The organism is Pseudomonas sp. ANT_J12 (assembly GCF_008370045.1).
In the GTDB taxonomy this organism is placed as follows: domain Bacteria; phylum Pseudomonadota; class Gammaproteobacteria; order Pseudomonadales; family Pseudomonadaceae; genus Aquipseudomonas.
On the sequence record NZ_VOBN01000001.1, the window covers coordinates 698,967 to 719,354 of the forward strand.

18 protein-coding genes are annotated in these 20,388 nt (G+C 58.7%); 4 read left to right on the top strand and 14 right to left on the bottom strand.

What is annotated here, in order from left to right; all coding sequences use genetic code 11:
- Positions 1 to 4 precede the first annotated feature (4 nt).
- The 14 genes from lpxB to rpsB form a co-directional block, all read right to left on the bottom strand.
- Positions 5 to 1,135: a lipid-A-disaccharide synthase gene (gene lpxB / locus FQ192_RS03480; protein WP_149657374.1), complete on the bottom strand. Its 1,131-nt coding sequence runs from the start codon at positions 1,133 to 1,135 to the stop codon at positions 5 to 7.
- Positions 1,136 to 1,137: 2 nt separating this feature from the next.
- Complete coding sequence (lpxA, locus tag FQ192_RS03485; RefSeq protein WP_149657375.1) at positions 1,138 to 1,914, bottom strand: acyl-ACP--UDP-N-acetylglucosamine O-acyltransferase; 777 nt, start codon at positions 1,912 to 1,914, stop codon at positions 1,138 to 1,140.
- On the bottom strand, positions 1,911 to 2,351 hold the full coding sequence (fabZ, locus tag FQ192_RS03490; RefSeq protein ID WP_017336708.1) for a 3-hydroxyacyl-ACP dehydratase FabZ: 441 nt from the start codon (positions 2,349 to 2,351) through the stop codon (positions 1,911 to 1,913). The genes lpxA and fabZ overlap by 4 nt, the downstream gene beginning before the upstream one ends.
- A 108-nt stretch (positions 2,352 to 2,459) precedes the next feature.
- On the bottom strand, positions 2,460 to 3,515 hold the full coding sequence (gene lpxD / locus FQ192_RS03495) for a UDP-3-O-(3-hydroxymyristoyl)glucosamine N-acyltransferase (RefSeq protein WP_149657376.1): 1,056 nt from the start codon (positions 3,513 to 3,515) through the stop codon (positions 2,460 to 2,462).
- Positions 3,516 to 3,518: 3 nt separating this feature from the next.
- Entirely contained in the window at positions 3,519 to 4,022 is a 504-nt protein-coding gene (locus FQ192_RS03500; protein ID WP_092272436.1) for an OmpH family outer membrane protein, read from the bottom strand.
- Between the two features lie 42 nt (positions 4,023 to 4,064).
- Positions 4,065 to 6,455, bottom strand: a complete 2,391-nt coding sequence (bamA, locus tag FQ192_RS03505) for an outer membrane protein assembly factor BamA (protein ID WP_149657377.1) — start codon at positions 6,453 to 6,455, stop codon at positions 4,065 to 4,067.
- A gap of 74 nt (positions 6,456 to 6,529) precedes the next feature.
- Positions 6,530 to 7,882, bottom strand: a complete 1,353-nt coding sequence (gene rseP, locus FQ192_RS03510; RefSeq protein ID WP_149657378.1) for a sigma E protease regulator RseP — start codon at positions 7,880 to 7,882, stop codon at positions 6,530 to 6,532.
- A gap of 55 nt (positions 7,883 to 7,937) precedes the next feature.
- Positions 7,938 to 9,128, bottom strand: coding sequence for a 1-deoxy-D-xylulose-5-phosphate reductoisomerase (ispC, locus tag FQ192_RS03515; RefSeq protein ID WP_149657379.1), 1,191 nt, complete (start codon positions 9,126 to 9,128; stop codon positions 7,938 to 7,940).
- Positions 9,125 to 9,931, bottom strand: coding sequence for a phosphatidate cytidylyltransferase (locus FQ192_RS03520; RefSeq protein WP_149657380.1), 807 nt, complete (start codon positions 9,929 to 9,931; stop codon positions 9,125 to 9,127). The genes ispC and FQ192_RS03520 overlap by 4 nt, the downstream gene beginning before the upstream one ends.
- Complete coding sequence (gene uppS, locus FQ192_RS03525; RefSeq protein ID WP_133837242.1) at positions 9,931 to 10,686, bottom strand: polyprenyl diphosphate synthase; 756 nt, start codon at positions 10,684 to 10,686, stop codon at positions 9,931 to 9,933. Before uppS ends, FQ192_RS03520 begins: the two co-directional genes overlap by 1 nt.
- Before the next feature lie 13 nt (positions 10,687 to 10,699).
- Positions 10,700 to 11,257, bottom strand: coding sequence for a ribosome recycling factor (gene frr, locus FQ192_RS03530; protein WP_007949335.1), 558 nt, complete (start codon positions 11,255 to 11,257; stop codon positions 10,700 to 10,702).
- Positions 11,254 to 11,997, bottom strand: coding sequence for a UMP kinase (gene pyrH / locus FQ192_RS03535; RefSeq protein ID WP_003172271.1), 744 nt, complete (start codon positions 11,995 to 11,997; stop codon positions 11,254 to 11,256). Before pyrH ends, frr begins: the two co-directional genes overlap by 4 nt.
- A gap of 210 nt (positions 11,998 to 12,207) precedes the next feature.
- Entirely contained in the window at positions 12,208 to 13,071 is an 864-nt protein-coding gene (gene tsf / locus FQ192_RS03540; RefSeq protein WP_149657381.1) for a translation elongation factor Ts, read from the bottom strand.
- Between the two features lie 192 nt (positions 13,072 to 13,263).
- Positions 13,264 to 14,001: a 30S ribosomal protein S2 gene (gene rpsB, locus FQ192_RS03545; protein ID WP_003219330.1), complete on the bottom strand. Its 738-nt coding sequence runs from the start codon at positions 13,999 to 14,001 to the stop codon at positions 13,264 to 13,266.
- 373 nt (positions 14,002 to 14,374) lie between these two features.
- Between rpsB and map the strand changes: the two genes are divergently transcribed.
- From map to FQ192_RS03565, 4 genes are all read left to right on the top strand, one after another.
- Positions 14,375 to 15,157 (top strand): type I methionyl aminopeptidase, encoded by a 783-nt coding sequence (map, locus tag FQ192_RS03550; protein WP_123405751.1) that lies wholly within the window; start codon positions 14,375 to 14,377, stop codon positions 15,155 to 15,157.
- A 44-nt stretch (positions 15,158 to 15,201) separates the two neighbouring features.
- The gene (locus FQ192_RS03555) at positions 15,202 to 17,904 is read left to right on the top strand and encodes a [protein-PII] uridylyltransferase (RefSeq protein WP_149657382.1); all 2,703 of its coding nucleotides are present in this window, start codon (positions 15,202 to 15,204) and stop codon (positions 17,902 to 17,904) included.
- A gap of 198 nt (positions 17,905 to 18,102) precedes the next feature.
- Complete coding sequence (gene dapC / locus FQ192_RS03560) at positions 18,103 to 19,299, top strand: succinyldiaminopimelate transaminase (RefSeq protein ID WP_149657383.1); 1,197 nt, start codon at positions 18,103 to 18,105, stop codon at positions 19,297 to 19,299.
- Between the two features lie 171 nt (positions 19,300 to 19,470).
- Complete coding sequence (locus FQ192_RS03565; protein ID WP_149657384.1) at positions 19,471 to 20,211, top strand: M12 family metallopeptidase; 741 nt, start codon at positions 19,471 to 19,473, stop codon at positions 20,209 to 20,211.
- Positions 20,212 to 20,388: the final 177 nt, after the last annotated feature.

Sequence of the window (20,388 nt, forward strand, 5' to 3'; positions counted from 1 at the left end):
TTACTCATTGTACGTGGCCGATCAGATTCAGCACGGCGTCCGCCGCCTGGTTGGAGGCATCCAGACGCAAGGTGCGGTGGATTTCATCAAAGCCGCGGGTCTGTTCTTCGCCGCCGTCGATCAGCGGGGACAGGGTCTGGGCCAGGGCTTCGACCGTCGCATCGTCCTGCAGCAACTCGGGCACCAGCAGGCGCTGGGCCAGCAAGTTCGGCAACGAAACGTAGGGACTTTTCACCATGCGTTTGAGAATCCAGAACGTCAGCGGTGCCAGGCGATAGGCAACCACCATCGGCCGTTTGTACAACAACGCTTCGAGCGTCGCCGTACCAGAGGCGATCAACACTGCGTCGCAGGCGGCCAGGGCCAGATGGGATTTACCATCGAGCAAGGTCAGCGGCAGATCGCGACCGGCCAGCAGCTCTTCGAGCTGGGCCCGGCGCTGCGGGCTGGCGCACGGCATGACGAAGCGCACGCCAGGCCGCAGGGCGCGCAGGCGCTGGGCGGTGTCGAGGAACAATGCGCCGAGACGGCCGACTTCACCGCCACGGCTACCGGGCATCAACGCCACCAAGGGACCGTCGGGCAAGCCCAGCTCAGCCCGCGCTGCTGCGCGATCGGCTTGCAGCGGAATCGCATCGGCCAGGGAGTGCCCGACAAACCGCACCGGCACGCCTTTCTCTTCGTAGAACTTCGCTTCGAACGGGAACAGCGTCAGCATCAGGTCGCAGCCTTCGCGAATCTTCAACACCCGCTTTTGCCGCCAGGCCCAGACCGACGGGCTGACGTAATGCACGGTCTTGATCCCGGCCTGACGCAGCTTGAGTTCGATATTGAGGGTGAAATCCGGGGCATCGATGCCGATGAACACGTCCGGCTTTTCGGCGATCAGGTCCGCAATCAGCTTCTTGCGTCGGGCCAGCAGTTCGCGCAAGCGGCCCAGCACTTCCACCAGGCCCATGACCGAAAGACGTTCCATCGGGAAGTACGACGTCAGGCCTTCGGCCTGCATCAGCGGACCACCGACACCGATGAATTCCACCGCCGGATGCAGGGCCTTGAGCGCGCGCATCAGACCGGCGCCCAGAATGTCACCGGAAGCCTCACCCGCTACCAGCGCAATACGCAGATTAGCCATGATTAGCGAGTGATGCCGCGGGTCGAAGACTGGATGGAATCACGGAACACCGCGACTTCCGGAAACTGTGCCGAAGGTTCGGCCAGTTCGGCGAGCGCCTGTTCGACTGTCAGGCCCTGGCGGTAAACCACCTTGTAGGCACGACGCAGCGCGTGGATCGCGTCTTCGCTGAAACCACGACGGCGCATGCCTTCGAAGTTCATGCTGCGGGCTTCGGCCGGATTGCCAAATACCGTGACGTACGCGGGCACGTCCTTGCCAATAGCGGTGCCCATGCCGGAGAAACTATGGGCGCCGATGTGGCAATACTGGTGAACCAGGGTGAAGCCGGACAGGATCGCCCAATCTTCAACGTGCACATGGCCGGCCAACGCGGTGTTGTTGACCAGAATGCAGTGGTTGCCGATCACGCTATCGTGACCGATATGGGCATACGCCATGATCAGGTTGTGATCACCCAGCGTGGTTTCCGAACGGTCCTGCACGGTGCCACGGTGAATCGTTACGCCTTCGCGGATAACGTTGTGGTCACCGATGACCAGGCGGGTTTCTTCGCCTTTGTATTTCAGATCGGGCGTGTCCTCACCTACCGAGGAAAACTGGTAGATGCGGTTGTGCTTACCGATACGGGTCGGCCCCTTGAGAATCACATGCGGCCCGATCACTGTCCCCTCGCCGATTTCCACACCAGCGCCGATGATCGACCATGGGCCGACCTCGACGTCGTCAGCCAGGATGGCTGTCGGATCGATGATTGCGCGAGGGTCAACCAAACTCATAGTTTGCGTTCCGCGCAGATGATTTCAGCGGAGCAGACTGGCTTGCCGTCGACCGAAGCCTGGCATTCAAACTTCCAGATCTGGCGCTTGCAGCTGATGAAGCGGGCTTCGAGGATCAACTGATCGCCTGGGGTGACAGGCTGGCGAAAACGCAGCTTGTCAGAGCCGACGAAGTAGTAAAGCGTGCCGTCAGCAGGCTTCACGTCGAGCATTTTGAAACCAAGGATACCGGCAGCCTGAGCCATTGCTTCGATGATCAGTACGCCCGGCATGATTGGATGCGCAGGGAAGTGACCATTGAAGAACGGTTCGTTGATGCTGACATTCTTGTAGGCGCGAATGCGCTTGCCTTCCACATCCAGTTCCACGACCCGGTCCACCAGCAGGAACGGGTAACGGTGAGGCAGGTATTCGCGAATCTCGTTGATGTCCATCATTTCGGGGGGAAGCCTATGTAAAGATTGGGAGAGCGCGACTGACGCGCACCCCTCTAGCAAATCAAGGAGGCAGTCTAGCGGCTGTGCACACTTGATATGGAAATGGTATCAGCCATCTGATGAAGCATTACCGCCAGGGGTCACTTCCCCTACTCGCTTTTCCAGCTGTCGCAGACGCCGCGCGATGTCATCGAGCTGACGGATGCGTGCCGCGCTTTTGCGCCACTCGGCAGCCGGTTGCATGGCTGTACCGGAAGAGTAGGAACCCGGCTCGGTAATCGAGTGGGTCACCATGGTCATCCCGGTCAGGAAAACGTTGTCGCAAATCTCGATATGCCCCACCAGCCCTACACCTCCGGCGAGCATGCAGTGCTTGCCGATCTTGGTGCTGCCGGAGATCCCCACGCACGCGGCCATGGCAGTGTGATCACCGACCTGGACGTTGTGGGCGATCTGGATCTGATTGTCGAGCTTCACACCGTTACCAAGAATGGTATCGGCCAACGCACCACGGTCGATGGCGGTGTTCACGCCAATCTCCACATCGTCGCCGACCAGCACGCCACCAATCTGGGCGATCTTCTGCCAGACACCTTTCTCATTGGCAAAACCGAAACCTTCACCACCGAGCACAGCACCCGACTGAATCACCACGCGTTTGCCAATGCGCACGTCGTGGTACAGCGTGACCCGCGGAGCCAGCCAGCCGCCCTCACCAATCTCGCATCGCGCACCGATGAAGCAATGCGCCCCGACGGTCACACCCGCGGCAATACGCGCGGCGCTTTCGATCACCGCAAAGGCCCCGATGCTTGCCGCCGGATCGACCACCGCGTCCGGCGCCACGACCGCTGTCGGATGAATACCGGCAGCCGCTTTCGGCTTGGGATCGAACAGATGGGAAATGCGGGCGTAAGCCAGGTAAGGATCAGGCACGACCAACGCATTACCGGCAAAACCTTCAGCGTCGGCGGCCTTGAGCAACAGGGCTGCGGCTTTACTGTCCGGCAGGTATTTGCGGTATTGCGGGTTTGCCAGAAAGCTCAACTGAGCTGGGCCAGCCTCTTGCAAAGTGGCTAGCCCAGTAATTTCTTTCTCCGGGTCGCCACGTAGGGTGGCGCCGAGGAACTCGGCCAATTGGCCGAGCTTTATAGTCGCTGTCATGGATTACTTCAGCTGATTCATGCGCTCGATAACCTGGCGAGTGATGTCGTACTGAGGTTTGACATCAATCACTGCGCCACGCTCGAAGACCAGGTCAAAAGCACCTTTCTTGATGACTTCTTCCACAGCGCTGTCCAGTTTCGGCTTGAGCTGCTTCAGCATTTCACGGTCGGCAACGGCTTTGGCTTCGTTCAATTCCTTGGACTGGAACTGGAAGTCACGGGCCTTTTGCTTGAACTCAAGCTCCAGGCGTTCGCGTTCGCCTTGCTGCATCTTGTCACCACCGGCTACCAGACGATCCTGGATACCTTTGGCACTGCTTTCCAGCGTCTTGAGTTTGCTCAGCTGCGGGCCGAACTTCTTCTCCGCGTCCACGGCGTATTTTTTCGCCGCGTCGGATTCAAGCAGGGCCATCTGATAGTTCAGGACGGCGATTTTCATGTCGGCAAAAGCCGGACCTGCTACCAGTACGGTCGCCAGGAGAACCAATTGAGTCAACTTACGCACGATGCACTCCTACAAAATCCATTGTCGTTATGGGTCAGACGCTTAGAACGTCTGGCCGAGGGAGAATTGGAACACTTGGGTTTCAGCGTTATCCGGTTTCTTGACCGGCATGGCCAACGCGAAGCTCAGAGGACCCAGTGCGGTAACCCATGTCACGCCGACACCGACGGAACTGGCTACGTTGCTCAGGCTGATGTCGTTGCACTCTGTTTGAGAGGTCGAACCGACATTGGCGTTCGTCGTCTTGTCGCACTTGGAGTCGAATACGTTACCCACATCCCAGAATACCGAAGTACGCAGGGAACGCTGATCCTTGACGAATGGCAGCGGGAACAACACTTCGACGCCACCCTGGATCAGGACGTTACCACCGAACGGCAGCGGATCCTGGTCCGGGTCGGCGAGCGTACCGACGTTACCCGTCTTGTCAAAGCCACGGCTTGGGGTACTGCGCGGACCAAGGGTACTGTCCTTGAAGCCACGAACCGAGTTGAAACCACCAGCATAGTAGTTTTCATAGAACGGCAAGCCGTCGGTTGAACCGTAGCCGTCGCCGTAACCGAGTTCGGTGTGCAGGCGTACGGTGTAGTTCTCGGTGATTGGCTGGAACAACTGACCACGGTAATCGAGTTTGAAGAACGACAGGTCGCTGCCAGGGGTCGTGGTTTCCAGAGTCAGGCTCTGGGAATGGCCACGGGTCGCCAGTACGCCTTTGTTCAACGTGGACTCGGACCAACCGGCGGACGCCTTGAAGTTCAGGTAGCTGTCGCCTTCACGGTTTACGAAGTCGAAAATCTCGTCGACGGTGTATTGACCGGTCTTGATCTTGTCCTGCTGTGCAGTCAGGCCAAAGGTCAGACGCGAAGTCTCGCTGATCGGGTAACCGACGCTGACGCCAGCACCCAGGCTGTCTACCGCATAGCTTGCAACATCGACATCGAGGTCTTTGTAGTCAGTGGTGCGATAGAACGCGTTGTAGCCCAGGCTCACACCGTCAGCGGTCCAGTACGGGTCGACATAACCGAAGTTATAGCGGCTCTGGTATTGGCTTCGGGTCAGTCCGATGCTGACCTTGTTACCCGTACCCAGGAAGTTGTTCTGGGTGATCGAACCACCGAGGATCAGACCGGCGCTCTGGGCGAAACCGACACTGGCGGTAATCGAACCGGAAGCCTGTTCTTCAACGCTGTAGTTCACGTCCACCTGATCGTCCACGCCCGGTACGGCCGGGGTTTCGACGTTCACTTCCTTGAAGAAGCCCAGACGCTCAAGACGGGTCTTGGATTGGTCGATCAGGTAGGTCGAAGCCCAGCCACCTTCCATCTGGCGCATTTCACGACGCAGCACTTCGTCTTCGGACTTGGTGTTGCCACGGAAGTTGATGCGGTTCACGTAGGCACGCTTGCCCGGATCAACAGCGAACGTGATGTCTACCGTGTGATCGTCATCGTGAGGCTGAGGCACGCCGTTGACGTTGGCGAAGGTGTAACCCTCGTTACCCAGACGACGCGTGATCAGTTCCGAAGTCGTGGTCATCAGCTTGCGCGAGAACACCTGGCCTTTCTGGACCAGCAGCAGGGACTTGACCTGGTCTTCAGGCACTTTCAGGTCACCACTGAGTTTCACGTCACGAACGGTGTATTTCTCGCCTTCGTTGACGTTGACCGTGATGTAGACGTGTTTTTTGTCCGGGGTGATGGAGACCTGGGTCGAAGCGATATCCATGTTGATATAGCCGCGGTCCAGGTAGTAGGAGCGCAGACGCTCCAGGTCACCGGAGAGTTTCTCGCGAGCGTACTTGTCATCGTTCTTGAAGAACGACAGCCAGTTGGTGGTCTTGAGTTCGAACAGGTCGATCAGGTCGTCATCGGGGAAGACCGTGTTACCCACCACGTTGATGTGCTGGATAGCGGCAACGGTGCCTTCGTTGATATTGACCTTCAACGCCACGCGGTTACGCGGCTGCGCCACCACTTCGGTGTCGACGGTCGCCGAGTAACGACCCTGCGCGACATACTGGCGCTGCAGTTCGTTACGCACACCTTCGAGGGTGGCACGCTGGAAGATCTCGCCTTCGGACAGGCCGGATTGCTTGAGGCCCTTCATCAGGTCTTCAGTGGAGATAGCCTTGTTACCCTCGATCTCGATACTCGCGACCGACGGACGCTCGACTACCGTGATAACGAGGACATTGCCTTCGCGACCCAGCTGGATATCTTGAAAGAAACCGGTTTTGAACAACGCACGAGTGGATTCCACCAGGCGACGATCATCCGCCTGTTCACCGACGTTCAACGGCAAGGCACCAAAGACACTACCCGCGGAGACCCGCTGGAGGCCATTGACGCGAATATCAGAGATAGTGAAGGACTCGGCGTGAACTTCGGCGATCATCAATACGGTGAGAACCGCAGTTAGCAGCAGACGTTTCATGAAGTCCTTTCTTATTCCAACTGGCAATAAACAAACTGCCGCAAAATGCGGCAGATTCGCAATTCAGCGAAGCGTTACAGTCGACCCAGATCATTGACCAGAGCAAGCAACATCACCCCGACCACCAAACTGATACCGATCTGTATCCCCCAACCCTGCACCCGATCTGACAAGGGGCGACCACGCACCCACTCGATCAGATAAAACAACAAATGCCCCCCATCCAGTACTGGAATGGGCAACAAATTCAGAACACCCAAGCTAATACTCAGATAAGCAAGGAAATTCAGGAAATCAGCGACACCCGACTGGGCAGAAGCGCCCGCCACTTTAGCAATGGTTATCGGTCCACTCAAGTTTTTTACCGAGAGCTCGCCGAACAACATTTTCTTGAGCGAATCGAGGGTCAGTACACTCATGGTCCAGGTGCGTCGGGCACCCTCCCCAATTGCGGCTATCGGACCGTAGCTGACCTCGCGAATCATCTCTGGTGGCCAATCGACTGCTTTAACCCCGGCGCCCAGGTAACCCGTAGGCGCTTTGCTCCCGCCGCGGGCTGCCAGCGTCACAGGGACGTCGATTTGAGCACCATCGCGCTCGACGCGCAGCATGATTTTGGTATCCGGATGCATACGTACTGTATCGACCACTTGCTGCCAGTCATCCAGAGACTTGCCATCAAGCGCCAACAACCGGTCACCGGTCTTCAGGCCCGCAGCTTGCGCCGGCCCTTTCGAATCGAGTTCCGCCAGGATCGGCGGCAAGGCCGGACGCCATGGGCGAATACCCAGCGAGCGAATCGGATCCGGCTCATCGGCACCCTTGAGCCAGTGATCCAGCGCCAGCTCACGCGGCGAATCGGCCGTCGAGCCCTGCTCACGCACCAACAACTGCAACGTACCGCTCTCGCCAAGGCGACGGACCAGTTGCAAGTTCACGGCCGCCCACCCGGAAGTCGGCTCGCCATCAATGGCCACAATTTCCTGATTCGCGCTCAAACCCGCCTTGGCGGCGATACTGCCGGACTCGACTGCGCCGATAACCGGGCGCACCTGCTCGCTGCCGAGCATGGCCAACACCCAGAAAAACACCATCGCCAGCAGAAAGTTGGCGATCGGGCCCGCCGCAACGATGGCAATGCGCTGACGCACGGACTTGCGATTGAAGGATTGATCGAGCTGATCGACCGGCACTTCGCCTTCGCGCTCGTCGAGCATCTTCACGTAGCCACCCAACGGAATGGCGGCCAGCACGAATTCAGTGCCTTGCTTGTCGTGCCAGCGCAGCAACGGCATGCCGAAGCCCACGGAGAAGCGCAGCACTTTGACCCCACAGCGACGTGCGACCCAGAAATGGCCGAATTCGTGGAAGGTGACCAGCACGCCCAGGGCTACCAGGGTGCCGACAATCATATAGAGCGCGCTCATCTACTTTCTCCGCAATCCTATCCAGTGCTGCATGGGGGCAAACGTACTGCAGCACTTATCGCCCGTGACGACTCAACCACTGTTCGGCCAGCACACGCGCCTTGGCGTCTGCGGTGAACACCGCCTCGAGATCATTCACCGCCACCACAGGCTCGAGATTCAAGACTTCCTCGATGATACTCGCGATTTCCGGGTAACGAACCCGCCCGTCGAGAAAGGCCGCGACCGCCACTTCATTTGCCGCATTAAGCATGGCCGGCGCGCTTTTGCCCGCCTCTGCCGCTTGCCGCGCCAGGCGCAGGCACGGGAAACGCTGTTCATCGGGCGCCTGGAAATCCAGGCGCGCAATGGCAAACAGATCCAGCGGGGCGACACCCGAGTCGATCCGCTCTGGCCAGGCCAGGGCGTTGGCAATCGGCGTACGCATATCCGGGTTACCCAACTGCGCCAATACCGAACCATCGATATAGTCGACCAGCGAATGGATAACGCTCTGGGGATGAATCACCACTTCAACCTGGGATGGCTTGGCATCGAACAGCCAGCAGGCTTCGATCAACTCAAGGCCTTTGTTCATCATGCTGGCCGAATCGACCGATATCTTGCGCCCCATCGACCAGTTCGGGTGAGCGCAGGCTTGATCGGGGGTCACGTGCGCCAATTCCGCCATCGGCGTCTGCCGGAACGGACCGCCAGAGGCCGTCAGTAAAATCCGACGCACACCAACCGCTCCCAGACCGCGGGCGAAATCGTTGGGCATGCACTGGAAAATCGCATTGTGCTCGCTGTCGATCGGCAGCAGCACCGAACCGCTTTGGCGCACGGCCTGCATGAACAAGGCGCCGGACATCACCAGCGCTTCCTTGTTGGCCAGCAAGATCTTCTTGCCCGCCTCGACCGCCGCCAGGGTCGGACGCAAGCCCGCCGCACCAACGATGGCCGCCATGACCGCATCGACTTCAGGGTCGGCAGCGACCTGACACAGGCCCTCCTCCCCCACCAGAACGCGCGTCGACAGGCCGGCAGCGCGCAAGTCGTCCTGCAGGACCCGGGCAACACCCGCTTCAGGCACGACCGCAAACCGCGGTACATGTCGCACGCACAAGGCCAGCAGCTCACTCAATCGAGTAAAACCGCTCAATGCGAACACCTGATAGCGCTCGGGATGACGCGCAATGACATCCAGGGTGCTCAGGCCAATCGAGCCTGTCGCCCCCAGGACGGTAATCTGCTGTGGGCGGCTCACGGTGCAGCCATCCACAACAACACCGCGAACACCGGTATCGCGGCGGTCAGGCTGTCGATACGGTCCAGCACACCGCCGTGACCGGGCAGCAGATTACTGCTGTCCTTGATCCCGGACTGACGCTTGAACATGCTTTCGGTGAGGTCGCCCACCACCGAAATGAACACGATCAATGCGGCGCCGACCAGGCCTTTAAGCAACTCCGCCACCGTCCAGTCGCGAACCAGGCCGACCACCAGCGTGATCACCAGGCTCAGCGCCAGGCCACCATAGACGCCTTCCCAGCTCTTGCCCGGACTGACTTGCGGCGCCAACTTGCGCTTGCCGAACTTGCGCCCGGAGAAGTACGCACCGATGTCAGCACCCCAAACCAGCACCATGACCGCCATGATCAGCCAGTTGCCCAAGGGCTCTTGCTTGATCTGGACCAGACCTTGCCACGCGGGCAGCAGGATCAACAGACCGATCACCAGTTTGCAGGCGGCGCTGGCCCAGTGTTCGCTGGAGCGCGGATAGGTCAGCACCAGGTACGTCGCCACTGCCCACCAGAGCACAGAGGCGCCCAATACCCAAGGCGCGAGCCCGGGAAGGACATGCATGACAAACAGCATCAGCGCGACCAGAGCCGCATAGGCAACGCGAATCGGCTGGGCAGTGAAACCTGCCAGGCGAGCCCACTCCCATGCACCCAGGGTCACGACCAGCCCGATGAACAGCGCAAAACCGGAGCCTTCGAGCAGGAAAAACCCGCACAAGGCGATCGGCAGCAGGATCAGCGCAGTAATGATTCGTTGTTTAAGCATTAAACCCGGGCTCCAGACTCGATCTGCTCGCTCGTTTTACCGAAGCGGCGCTGACGAGAAGCGAAATCGGCCAGCGCGGTGCGCATGGCTTCGTGTTTGAAGTCCGGCCAGAACAGGTCGGAGAAGTACAGCTCGGTGTACGCCAGCTGCCACAGCAGGAAATTGCTGATGCGGTGCTCACCGCCGGTACGGATGCACAAGTCCGGCAACGGCAGATCGCCGGTGACCAGACAGGTTTGCAGCAGTTCCGGGGTGATGTCTTCCGGGCGCAAATGCCCGGCCTGGACTTCCCGTGCCAGACGCTGCGCAGCTTGCGCGATATCCCACTGACCGCCGTAGTTGGCGGCGATCTGCAGGATAAAGCGATTGGCGCCGGCGGTAATCGCCTCGGCTTCGCGCATCGCTGCCTGAAGCTCGGGGTGAAAACGCGAACGGTCGCCAATGATGCGCAGGCTGATGTTGTTGTCGTTGAGGCGCTTGGCCTCGCGACGCAACGCCTTGAAGAACAGGTCCATCAAGGCGCTGACCTCATCGGCCGGGCGCTGCCAGTTTTCACTGGAGAAGGCGAACAGGGTCAGCACCTCGACTTTGGCCTCGGCGCACACCTCGATAACCGCACGAACCGCATCCACACCCGCTTTATGCCCGGCGACACCCGGCATAAAGCGTTTTTTCGCCCAGCGATTGTTACCATCCATGATGATCGCGACATGGCGCGGCACCGCGGACGGCGCAGTCTGCTTGGTCTTATCCATGAAAACGCGACCCTTATACGGCCATCAGGTCCGCTTCTTTTTGCTTGGTCGCTGCGTCGATATCGGCCTCAGCCTTGTCGGTCAGCTTCTGGATATCAGCAGCGGCACGACGCTCTTCGTCTTCGCTGATTTCCTTGTCCTTGACCAGTTTCTTCAGGTCGCCAAGTGCATCACGACGAATATTGCGCACGGCAACACGGGCATCTTCAGCTGCGCTACGCGCCTGCTTGGTGAAGCCCTTGCGGGTTTCTTCAGTCAGGGCAGGCATGGAGATCAGCAGCAACTCGCCCAGGTTGGTCGGGTTGAGGTTCAAACCGGCACTTTGGATCGCTTTGTCGACTGCCGCGAGCATGTTGCGCTCAAACGCCACGACCTGAAGGGTCCGGGAGTCTTTTACGGTGATGTTGGCCACTTGGGTGATGGACGTGTCTGTGCCGTAGTACGGCACCATCACGCTGCCCAGAATGCTTGGGTGAGCCTTGCCGGTACGAATCTGACCAAATGCATGGTTCAGAGAGTCCAGGGATTTCTGCATGCGCTCTTGAGCGTCTTTCTTGATTTCGTTGATCATTGTTGGCCTTCCTCGATCAGGGTCCCTTCAGCGCCGCCATGTACGATGTTCAGCAGGGCGCCGGGCTTGTTCATGTTAAATACGCGCAATGGCATCTTGTGGTCGCGGCACAGGCAAATGGCCGTCAGATCCATCACGCCCAGCTTGCGATCCAGCACTTCATCGTAAGTCAGATGATCGAACTTCTCGGCATGCGGGTCTTTGAATGGGTCAGCGGTGTAGACGCCATCGACCTTGGTCGCCTTGAGCACGACATCGGCATCGATTTCGATTGCACGCAGGCAAGCTGCCGAATCCGTGGTGAAGAACGGATTGCCCGTACCGGCCGCGAAAATCACGACTTCCTTGGCGTTCAGGTGACGCATGGCCTTGCGGCGATCGTAGTGATCGGTCACGCCAACCATGGAAATGGCCGACATCACGATGGCCGAGATATTGGCACGTTCCAGTGCGTCGCGCATGGCCAGGGCGTTCATCACAGTGGCCAGCATGCCCATGTGGTCGCCGGTGACCCGATCCATGCCGGCCGCGCTCAGCGCTGCCCCACGGAACAGGTTGCCGCCACCGATCACCAGACCGACCTGTACACCGATGCCGACCAGTTGGCCGACTTCCAGCGCCATGCGATCCAGAACTTTCGGATCGATCCCGAACTCTTCCGAGCCCATCAGGGCCTCGCCGCTAAGCTTGAGTAGAATGCGTTTATAGCGAGCCTGATAACCACTGCCCTGCTGAGCCATTGCGAATCTCTCCTGCGGCGTATTTTAAAAAATTCTTTGCGAGCTGTTTACAGCTGGCGTTCACTCTAGCTTGGCGCTGCTTCAGCGCCATCGGAACATGGCTTTGTAAGCCAGTTCCAAAGGGAAACCAATAAAAATTGGTAGCCCATCTGAAAAGAGGCTGCGCGCGTAAGCGGGCAGCCTCTTCAGGGCGACAGTTAAAAAACCGTCTTATTGCTTGGCGGCAGCCAGCTGGGCAGCAACTTCTTCAGCGAAGTTGTCGACCGGCTTCTCGATGCCGTCGCCTACTTTGAAGTAGGTGAAGGAAACGATTTCAGCACCGGCTTTCTTGGCCAGTTCGCCAACCTTGATTTCAGGGTTCTTGACGAACGCCTGCTCAACCAGGGAAGCCTCAGCCAGGAACTTGCTGATACGGCCTTTGACCATGTTTTCAACGATGTTTTCTGGCTTGCCAGCGATCTTGTCGGCGTTGAGGGTCAGGAACACGCCCTTCTCACGCTCAACCGCTTCAGCGGAAACTTCCGATGGCAGCAGGAATTCAGGGTTGGTCGCCGCTACGTGCATGGCGATGTCCTTGGCCAGCTCAACAGTGCCGCCTTTCAGGACAACGGCTACGCCGATCTTGTTGCCGTGCAGGTAACCACCAACAACGTCACCTTCAACGCGTGCCAGGCGACGGATGTTGACGTTTTCGCCAACCTTGCCGACCAGAACCAGGCGATCAGCTTCTTGAGCTTCGATCAGCGGAGCCACATCAGTCAGCTTGTCAGCGAATGCTTTTTCGACGCTGGAAGCAACGAATGCCTTGAAGTCATCCTGCAAAGCCAGGAAGTCGGTCTGCGAGTTCACTTCCAGCAGAACGGCGGTTTTACCGTCTTCTTTCAGAGCGATCGCGCCTTCAGCGGCAACGTTGCCAGCTTTCTTGGCAGCCTTGATGGCGCCCGAAGCACGCATGTCATCAATGGCTTTTTCGATGTCGCCGCCGGCCTTGGTCAAGGCCTTTTTGCAATCCATCATGCCTTCGCCAGTACGCTCACGCAGTTCTTTAACCAACGCTGCAGTAATCTCTGCCATTTCAAAAATCCTCTTGGATAGGTTATCAACCATTCCACCCGATCGAACGGGCGTTCAATTCTTCCCGAATCACCCTTGTAGGCCGCTGCACGTTACAGAACTTGTAGCTGCGCTGCCGACAAATGGTTTTCGAGGTGGCAAAAAGGGGGCCAAGCCCCCTTTTTGCTTACTGAGTCAACGCCAAGGCGTCAATTACTCAGCTGCTGCTACCGGAGCTTCTTCAACGAACTGCTCGGTGCCGCCAGCAACGTGGTTGCGACCGCGGATTACAGCGTCAGCCATCGAACCCATGTACAACTGGATAGCGCGGATTGCGTCATCGTTGCCTGGGATGATGTAGTCAACGCCTTCCGGGCTGCTGTTGGTATCGACTACGCCGATAACCGGGATGCCCAGCTTGTTGGCTTCGGTGATCGCGATGCGCTCGTGATCAACGTCGATAACGAACAGTGCGTCTGGCAGACCGCCCATGTCCTTGATACCACCCAGGGAACGATCGAGCTTCTCAAGATCGCGAGTGCGCATCAGCGCTTCTTTCTTGGTCAGCTTGGCGAAAGTACCGTCTTCGGCTTGCACTTCAAGGTCACGCAGACGCTTGATGGAAGCACGGATGGTTTTGAAGTTGGTCAGCATGCCGCCCAACCAGCGGTGATCGACGTACGGCGAACCGCAACGTGCTGCTTCTTCAGCAACGATCTTGCCAGCGGAACGCTTGGTGCCAACGAACAGAATCTTGTTTTTGCCCTGGGCCAGGCGCTCTACGAAAGTCAGAGCTTCGTTGAACATTGGCAGGGTTTTTTCAAGGTTGATGATGTGGATCTTGTTACGCGCGCCGAAAATGTATTTACCCATTTTCGGGTTCCAGTAACGGGTTTGGTGACCGAAGTGCACACCGGCCTTCAGCATATCGCGCATGTTGACTTGGGACATGATAGTTCCTTAATAAGTCGGGTTTGGCCTCCACGTATCCCAATGACCAACCAGCAGCATCAGCTGAAGGCACCCAGGTCATCGTGTCGACACGTGTGTGGATTTAAGCTTCTCGGGGTATCCCCGGAAAGCGGCGCATTTTATATCACAGGGCTGCAAAAAACGGAACCCGGATTCTCGATTCCTGGCGCGCGCCTTTATAAACGCCCTTGGAATCGCTCAAGAATGCGCCTATCTATAGAGAGAAGCGATGCACAGAGGCTCAGATTTGCGCTGATCGTCTGTTAGAATCGCGTTTTTCAGGGCCGCGAAGCTTGATCGCACAATGCCCATTTCGAATTAGTAAGCGCCGTTGAGCGCAGAGAGAGCCTGTATGACCGTCACCCTCAAAACCCCCGAGGACATCGCAAAAATGCGGATCGCCGGCAAACTGGCCGCCGATGTGCTGGAAATGATTGCCGAACATGTCAAACCGGGCGTCACCACCGAAGAGCTGGACCGCATCTGCCACGACTACATCGTCAACGAGCAGCAAGCCATCCCCGCCCCGCTCAACTATAAGGGCTTCCCGAAGTCGATCTGCACCTCGATCAACCACGTGGTCTGCCACGGCATTCCGAACGAGAAGCCGCTGAAGAATGGCGACACCGTGAACATCGACGTGACCGTGATCAAGGACGGCTACCACGGCGACACCAGCCGCATGTTCCACGTCGGCACCGTGCCGGTCTGGGCCGAGCGCCTGTCCCAGGTCACCCAGGAATGCATGTACAAGGCCATCGAAATCGTCAAACCCGGCTGCCGCCTGGGCGACATCGGTGAAGTGATCCAGAAGCACGCGGAAAAGAACGGTTTCTCGGTGGTTCGCGAGTTCTGCGGCCACGGCATCGGCAAGGTGTTCCACGAAGAGCCGCAGATCCTGCACTACGGCCGCGCCGGCACCGGCATGGAGCTGAAAGCGGGCATGACGTTCACCATCGAGCCGATGATCAACCAGGGCAAGGCCGACACCAAGGTCCTGGGCGACGGCTGGACCGCGATCACCAAGGACCGCAAATTGTCCGCCCAGTGGGAACACACCCTGTTGGTGACCGACACCGGCTACGAGATCTTCACCCTGCGCGCCGATGACACCATCCCGCGCGTTTCGGCCTGATCGACCCGTTTTGCCCCTAGCCTTATAGAAAGGAAAGCCAATCGATGCCGCAGGTGGATCCCGAACTCTTCGACCGTGGCCAGTTCCAGGCTGAACTGGCCCTGAAGGCCAGCCCGATCGCGGCCTTCAAGAAGGCGATTCGCCAGGCCCGCGAGGTGCTCGACGGGCGCTTTCGCAGCGGCCGGGAGATCCGCCGGCTGATCGAGGATCGCGCCTGGTTCGTCGATAACATCCTGCAAAAGGCCTGGGAGCAGTTCAACTGGAGCGAAGACGCCGACATCGCGCTGGTGGCGGTCGGCGGCTACGGTCGCGGCGAGTTGCACCCCTACTCCGACATTGATTTGCTGATCCTGCTGGACAGCGCCGACCACGAAGTTTTCCGCGATTCCATCGAACGTTTTCTCACGTTGTTGTGGGACATCGGCCTCGAGGTCGGTCAGAGCGTTCGTTCGGTGGACGAATGCGCCGTCGAGGCCCGCGCCGACCTGACTGTCGTCACCAACCTGATGGAGAGCCGCACCATCTGCGGCCCCGAGCGCCTTCGCCAGCGCATGCTCGACGTCACCAGCACCGCGCACATGTGGCCGAGCAAGGATTTCTTCCTGGCCAAGCGCGCCGAGCAGAAGGCCCGTCACCACAAATACAACGACACCGAATACAACCTGGAACCCAACGTCAAAGGCTCGCCCGGCGGCCTGCGGGATATCCAGACGATTCTGTGGGTCGCCCGTCGCGAGTACGGCACCCTGAACCTGCGGGCCCTGGCCGGCGAAGGTTTTCTGGTGGAGAGCGAAAACGCCCTGCTGGCCTCGTCCCAGGAATTCCTGTGGAAGGTCCGCTACGCCCTGCACATGCTCGCCGGGCGTTCCGAGGACCGCTTGCTGTTCGACCACCAGCGCTCCATTGCCGGGCTGCTGGGTTTCGAAGGCGATGACGCCAAGCAAGCCATCGAAAACTTCATGCAGCAGTATTACCGGGTGGTCATGAGCATCGCCCAGCTCAGCGACCTGATCATCCAGCATTTCGAGGAAGTCATCCTCGCGCCGGAAGATGAAGCGCCGCCGCAGCCGATCAATTCGCGGTTCCAACTGCACGATGGTTACATCGAGGCACGCAACAACAACGTGTTCCGCCGCACGCCGTTCGCCATGCTCGAAATCTTCGTGCTGATGGCCCAACAGCCGGAAATCAAGGGCGTGCGCGCCGATACCATTCGTCTGCTGCGGGAAAACCGGCACCTGATCGACGACGATTTCCGCAACGATATCCGCAACACCAGCCTGTTCATCGAACTGTTCAAATGCAAGATCGGCATCCACCGCAACCTGCGACGGATGAACCGTTACGGCATCCTCGGGCGCTATTTGCCGGAGTTCGGCTTTATCGTCGGGCAAATGCAGCACGACCTGTTCCACATCTATACGGTCGATGCCCACACCCTGAACCTGATCAAGCATCTGCGTAAGTTGCAGTACACCCAGGTGTCGGAAAAATTCCCGCTGGCCAGCAAGCTCATGGCCAAGTTGCCCAAGCCCGAACTGATCTACCTCGCCGGCCTGTACCACGACATCGGCAAGGGCCGCCACGGCGACCATTCGGACATCGGCGCCGTGGATGCCGAAGCCTTCTGCCAACGCCATCAATTGCCGACATGGGACAGCCGCCTGATTGTCTGGCTGGTGCAAAACCACCTCGTGATGTCGACCACCGCCCAGCGCAAGGACTTGTCCGACCCGCAGGTGATCCACGATTTCGCACAGATCGTCGGCGATGAAACCCATCTAGACTACCTGTACGTGCTGACCGTCGCCGACATCAACGCCACCAACCCGACGCTGTGGAATTCCTGGCGCGCCAGCCTGTTGCGCCAGCTCTACACCGAGACCAAGCGTGCCTTGCGCCGCGGCCTGGAAAATCCGGTGGACCGCGAAGAACAGATCCGCCAGACCCAGAGCGCCGCCCTGGATATCCTGGTGCGCGGCGGCACCGATCCGGACGATGTCGAGCAATTGTGGGCGCAGCTGGGTGATGACTATTTCCTGCGCCACACCGCCGGCGACGTGGCCTGGCACAGCGACGCGATCCTGCAACAGCCGGCTGATGGCGGGCCGCTGGTGCTGATCAAGGAGACCACCCAGCGCGAATTCGAGGGCGGCACGCAGATCTTCATCTATGCGCCGGACCAGCACGATTTCTTCGCCGTGACCGTGGCCGCAATGGACCAGCTCAACCTGAACATTCACGACGCCCGGGTCATCACCTCCAGCAGCCAGTTCACCCTCGATACCTACATCGTGCTCGACACCGACGGCGACTCGATCGGCGACAACCCGGCGCGGGTCAAGCAGATCCGCGACGGCCTGACCGAGGCCCTGCGCAATCCGGACGACTACCCGACGATCATCCAGCGCCGGGTGCCGCGCCAGCTCAAGCATTTCGCCTTTGCGCCCCAGGTGACGATCCACAACGACGCCCAGCGTCCGGTGACCGTGCTGGAACTCAGCGCCCCCGATCGCCCGGGCCTGCTGGCGAGGATCGGCACGATTTTCCTGGAGTTCGACCTGTCGCTGCAGAACGCCAAGATCGCCACGCTGGGCGAGCGCGTGGAAGACGTGTTCTTCATCACCGACGCCAACAACCAGCCTTTGTCCGACCCGTTGCTGTGCAGCCGTTTGCAGGATGCGATCGTCGAGCAGCTTAGCGTCAGCCACGAACCCGAGATCAAACTGTCGCGCATCAGCATCTGAACCAACATATTTCCCCTGTGGGGGTGGTTTTACTGTGGCGAGGGGGCTTGCCCCCGTTGGGTCGCGAAGCGGCCCCAAAACCTGCATCCGTAGTGTCTCAGACACACCGCATGCAATGGCTTTGCGACTGCTGCGCAGCCGAACGGGGGCAAGCCCCCTCGCCACACAAGCCCGCTCCCACATTAGAAGAGGCCCCGCATGAACAACGCTCTGAACCAGTTGCAGCCTTACCCGTTCGAGAAGCTCCGCGCCCTGCTCGGCAGCGTCACGCCCAACCCGGACAAGCGCCCGATCGCGCTGTCCATCGGCGAGCCGAAGCACCGCTCGCCAAGTTTTGTCGCCGAAGCCCTGGCCAGTAATCTGGATCAGATGGCCGTGTACCCGACCACCCTCGGCATCCCGGCCCTGCGTGAGGCAATTGCGGCCTGGTGTGAACGTCGTTTCAACGTGCCGAACGGCTGGCTCGACCCGGCGCGCAATGTGCTGCCGGTCAACGGCACTCGAGAAGCGCTGTTCGCCTTCACCCAGACCGTGGTCAACCGTGGCGAAGATGCGCTGGTGGTCAGCCCGAACCCGTTCTATCAAATCTACGAAGGCGCCGCGTTCCTCGCCGGGGCCAAGCCGCATTACCTGCCCTGCCTGGACGAAAACGGTTTTAACCCGGATTTCGACGCCGTTTCGCCCGACATCTGGAAACGCTGCCAGATCCTGTTCCTGTGCTCCCCAGGTAACCCGACCGGCGCGTTGATCCCGGTTGAAACCCTGAAAAAGCTGATCGCCCTGGCCGACGAACACGACTTCGTGATCGCCGCCGACGAGTGCTACAGCGAACTGTATTTCGACGAACAAACCCCGCCGCCAGGCCTGCTCAGCGCTTGTGTAGAACTGGGTCGCAAGGACTTCAAGCGTTGCGTCGTGTTCCACAGCCTGTCCAAGCGTTCCAACCTGCCGGGGCTGCGCTCGGGCTTCGTCGCTGGCGATGCCGGCATCCTGAAAGGCTTCCTGCTGTATCGCACCTATCACGGCTGCGCGATGCCGGTTCAGACGCAACTGGCCAGCGTCGCCGCCTGGAATGACGAAGTGCACGTGCGCGCCAACCGTGCGCTGTACCGCGAAAAGTACGATGCGGTGCTGGAAATCCTTAGCCCGGTGATGGACGTGCAACGTCCCGACGGCGGTTTCTACTTGTGGCCGAATATTGAAGGCGATGACGAAGCGTTTTGCCGTGACTTGTTTGTCAAAGAGCATGTGACGGTGGTGCCGGGTTCGTACTTGTCCCGCGATGTCGAGGGTTTCAACCCCGGTGCCGGGCGCATCCGCATGGCCCTGGTTGCACCGCTGGCAGAGTGCGTTGAAGCGGCGGAACGCATTCGCGCGTTCATTACCCGCAAGTAACAAGTTATTGATTTCCTGCACGGTGCAATGCCGTGCGGGAACTTGCCAACATCAAGTAACAGCTCCAACCTTATTCAAACTTAACAAGTCAGTCTTTCTCGCTTAATCTTCCGTGGACCTGAATACCCAAAATAACTCAGGCATTCTTTTTAACTCACATGGAAGTTAGTCATGAACCGTAACCCTTGCAAAGTAATAAAGCCGATCAGTGATGAAGCATCTTATCTGGCCGCTATTACAGAAAACCCGGCCAACGAGAAAAAGTCCGCCCCGGGCGGGAGACGTAAACGTTCCGTTGGTGCTTGGAGCAAGTTCTGGGGAAACTACCGGACCCTGAACATCACTTTTCTCAATGAGGTGCCCCAATGCCTGCAAGATTCTATTGAAAGCATCATTCGGCAATGGCAGCCCAGCACAAACCTGACATTCACATTTGACGCGAGCCTGCCCGGCGACATCCGCATTCAGACAGGCACCGAGCACAACTCGTCTGCTGTTGGAAGCGATGCTTTAGGCATTCCGATAGACCAGCCTACCCTGACCCTGGCCACGCCTTCAAACGGCACCGATTTCGAAGCCACCGTGCTGCACGAGTTCGGACATGCCTTGGGACTCGAACACGAGCATCAGCACCCCAAGGCGAATATCCCTTGGGACAAACCCAAGGTTTACGAGTTTTATAAAACACTCGATAAATGGACCGAGGATGACGTCGATTTCAACTTGTTCCGCACTCTGCCCACTAACGGACTTCTTAGCGGTGCCTACGACAAGGAGTCGATCATGCACTATTCAATTCCCAACGAAATCACGCTGGGAGATTGGGAAGTAGGCTACAACACTCGCATCAGCAAACTTGACAGGCGAAACATGCGCAAGGCTTACCCAAAAGCCGAACAGCCGATCGATTAATAACAAACTTCACCCGCACCCGACTAAAACGCTTTGATACGCAGTCCAGACAATCAAGATTTAATCCAGGACCACGACACTTCAGATTGACCTGAATCTGATGCTCAGTGAAAAGGACAAGGCGTTCATGGCCGAGGCTTATCCTTGCCCGGACGCAAAGAACACAGGTTTTATCAT

Excerpts from the sequence above, each read along its gene's own strand:
- map (WP_123405751.1), top strand. The coding sequence starts at position 14,375 with ATGACCGTCACCCTCAAAACCCCCGAGGACATCGCAAAAATGCGGATC.
- lpxB (WP_149657374.1), bottom strand. The coding sequence starts at position 1,135 with ATGGCTAATCTGCGTATTGCGCTGGTAGCGGGTGAGGCTTCCGGTGAC.
- bamA (WP_149657377.1), bottom strand. The coding sequence starts at position 6,455 with ATGAAACGTCTGCTGCTAACTGCGGTTCTCACCGTATTGATGATCGCC.
- rpsB (WP_003219330.1), bottom strand. The coding sequence starts at position 14,001 with ATGTCCCAAGTCAACATGCGCGATATGCTGAAGGCCGGTGTGCACTTC.
- frr (WP_007949335.1), bottom strand. The coding sequence starts at position 11,257 with ATGATCAACGAAATCAAGAAAGACGCTCAAGAGCGCATGCAGAAATCC.
- tsf (WP_149657381.1), bottom strand. The coding sequence starts at position 13,071 with ATGGCAGAGATTACTGCAGCGTTGGTTAAAGAACTGCGTGAGCGTACT.
- FQ192_RS03565 (WP_149657384.1), top strand. The coding sequence starts at position 19,471 with ATGAACCGTAACCCTTGCAAAGTAATAAAGCCGATCAGTGATGAAGCA.
- lpxD (WP_149657376.1), bottom strand. The coding sequence starts at position 3,515 with ATGACAGCGACTATAAAGCTCGGCCAATTGGCCGAGTTCCTCGGCGCC.
- rseP (WP_149657378.1), bottom strand. The coding sequence starts at position 7,882 with ATGAGCGCGCTCTATATGATTGTCGGCACCCTGGTAGCCCTGGGCGTG.
- uppS (WP_133837242.1), bottom strand. The coding sequence starts at position 10,686 with ATGGATAAGACCAAGCAGACTGCGCCGTCCGCGGTGCCGCGCCATGTC.
- FQ192_RS03555 (WP_149657382.1), top strand. The coding sequence starts at position 15,202 with ATGCCGCAGGTGGATCCCGAACTCTTCGACCGTGGCCAGTTCCAGGCT.
- FQ192_RS03520 (WP_149657380.1), bottom strand. The coding sequence starts at position 9,931 with ATGCTTAAACAACGAATCATTACTGCGCTGATCCTGCTGCCGATCGCC.
- lpxA (WP_149657375.1), bottom strand. The coding sequence starts at position 1,914 with ATGAGTTTGGTTGACCCTCGCGCAATCATCGATCCGACAGCCATCCTG.
- fabZ (WP_017336708.1), bottom strand. The coding sequence starts at position 2,351 with ATGATGGACATCAACGAGATTCGCGAATACCTGCCTCACCGTTACCCG.
- pyrH (WP_003172271.1), bottom strand. The coding sequence starts at position 11,997 with ATGGCTCAGCAGGGCAGTGGTTATCAGGCTCGCTATAAACGCATTCTA.
- dapC (WP_149657383.1), top strand. The coding sequence starts at position 18,103 with ATGAACAACGCTCTGAACCAGTTGCAGCCTTACCCGTTCGAGAAGCTC.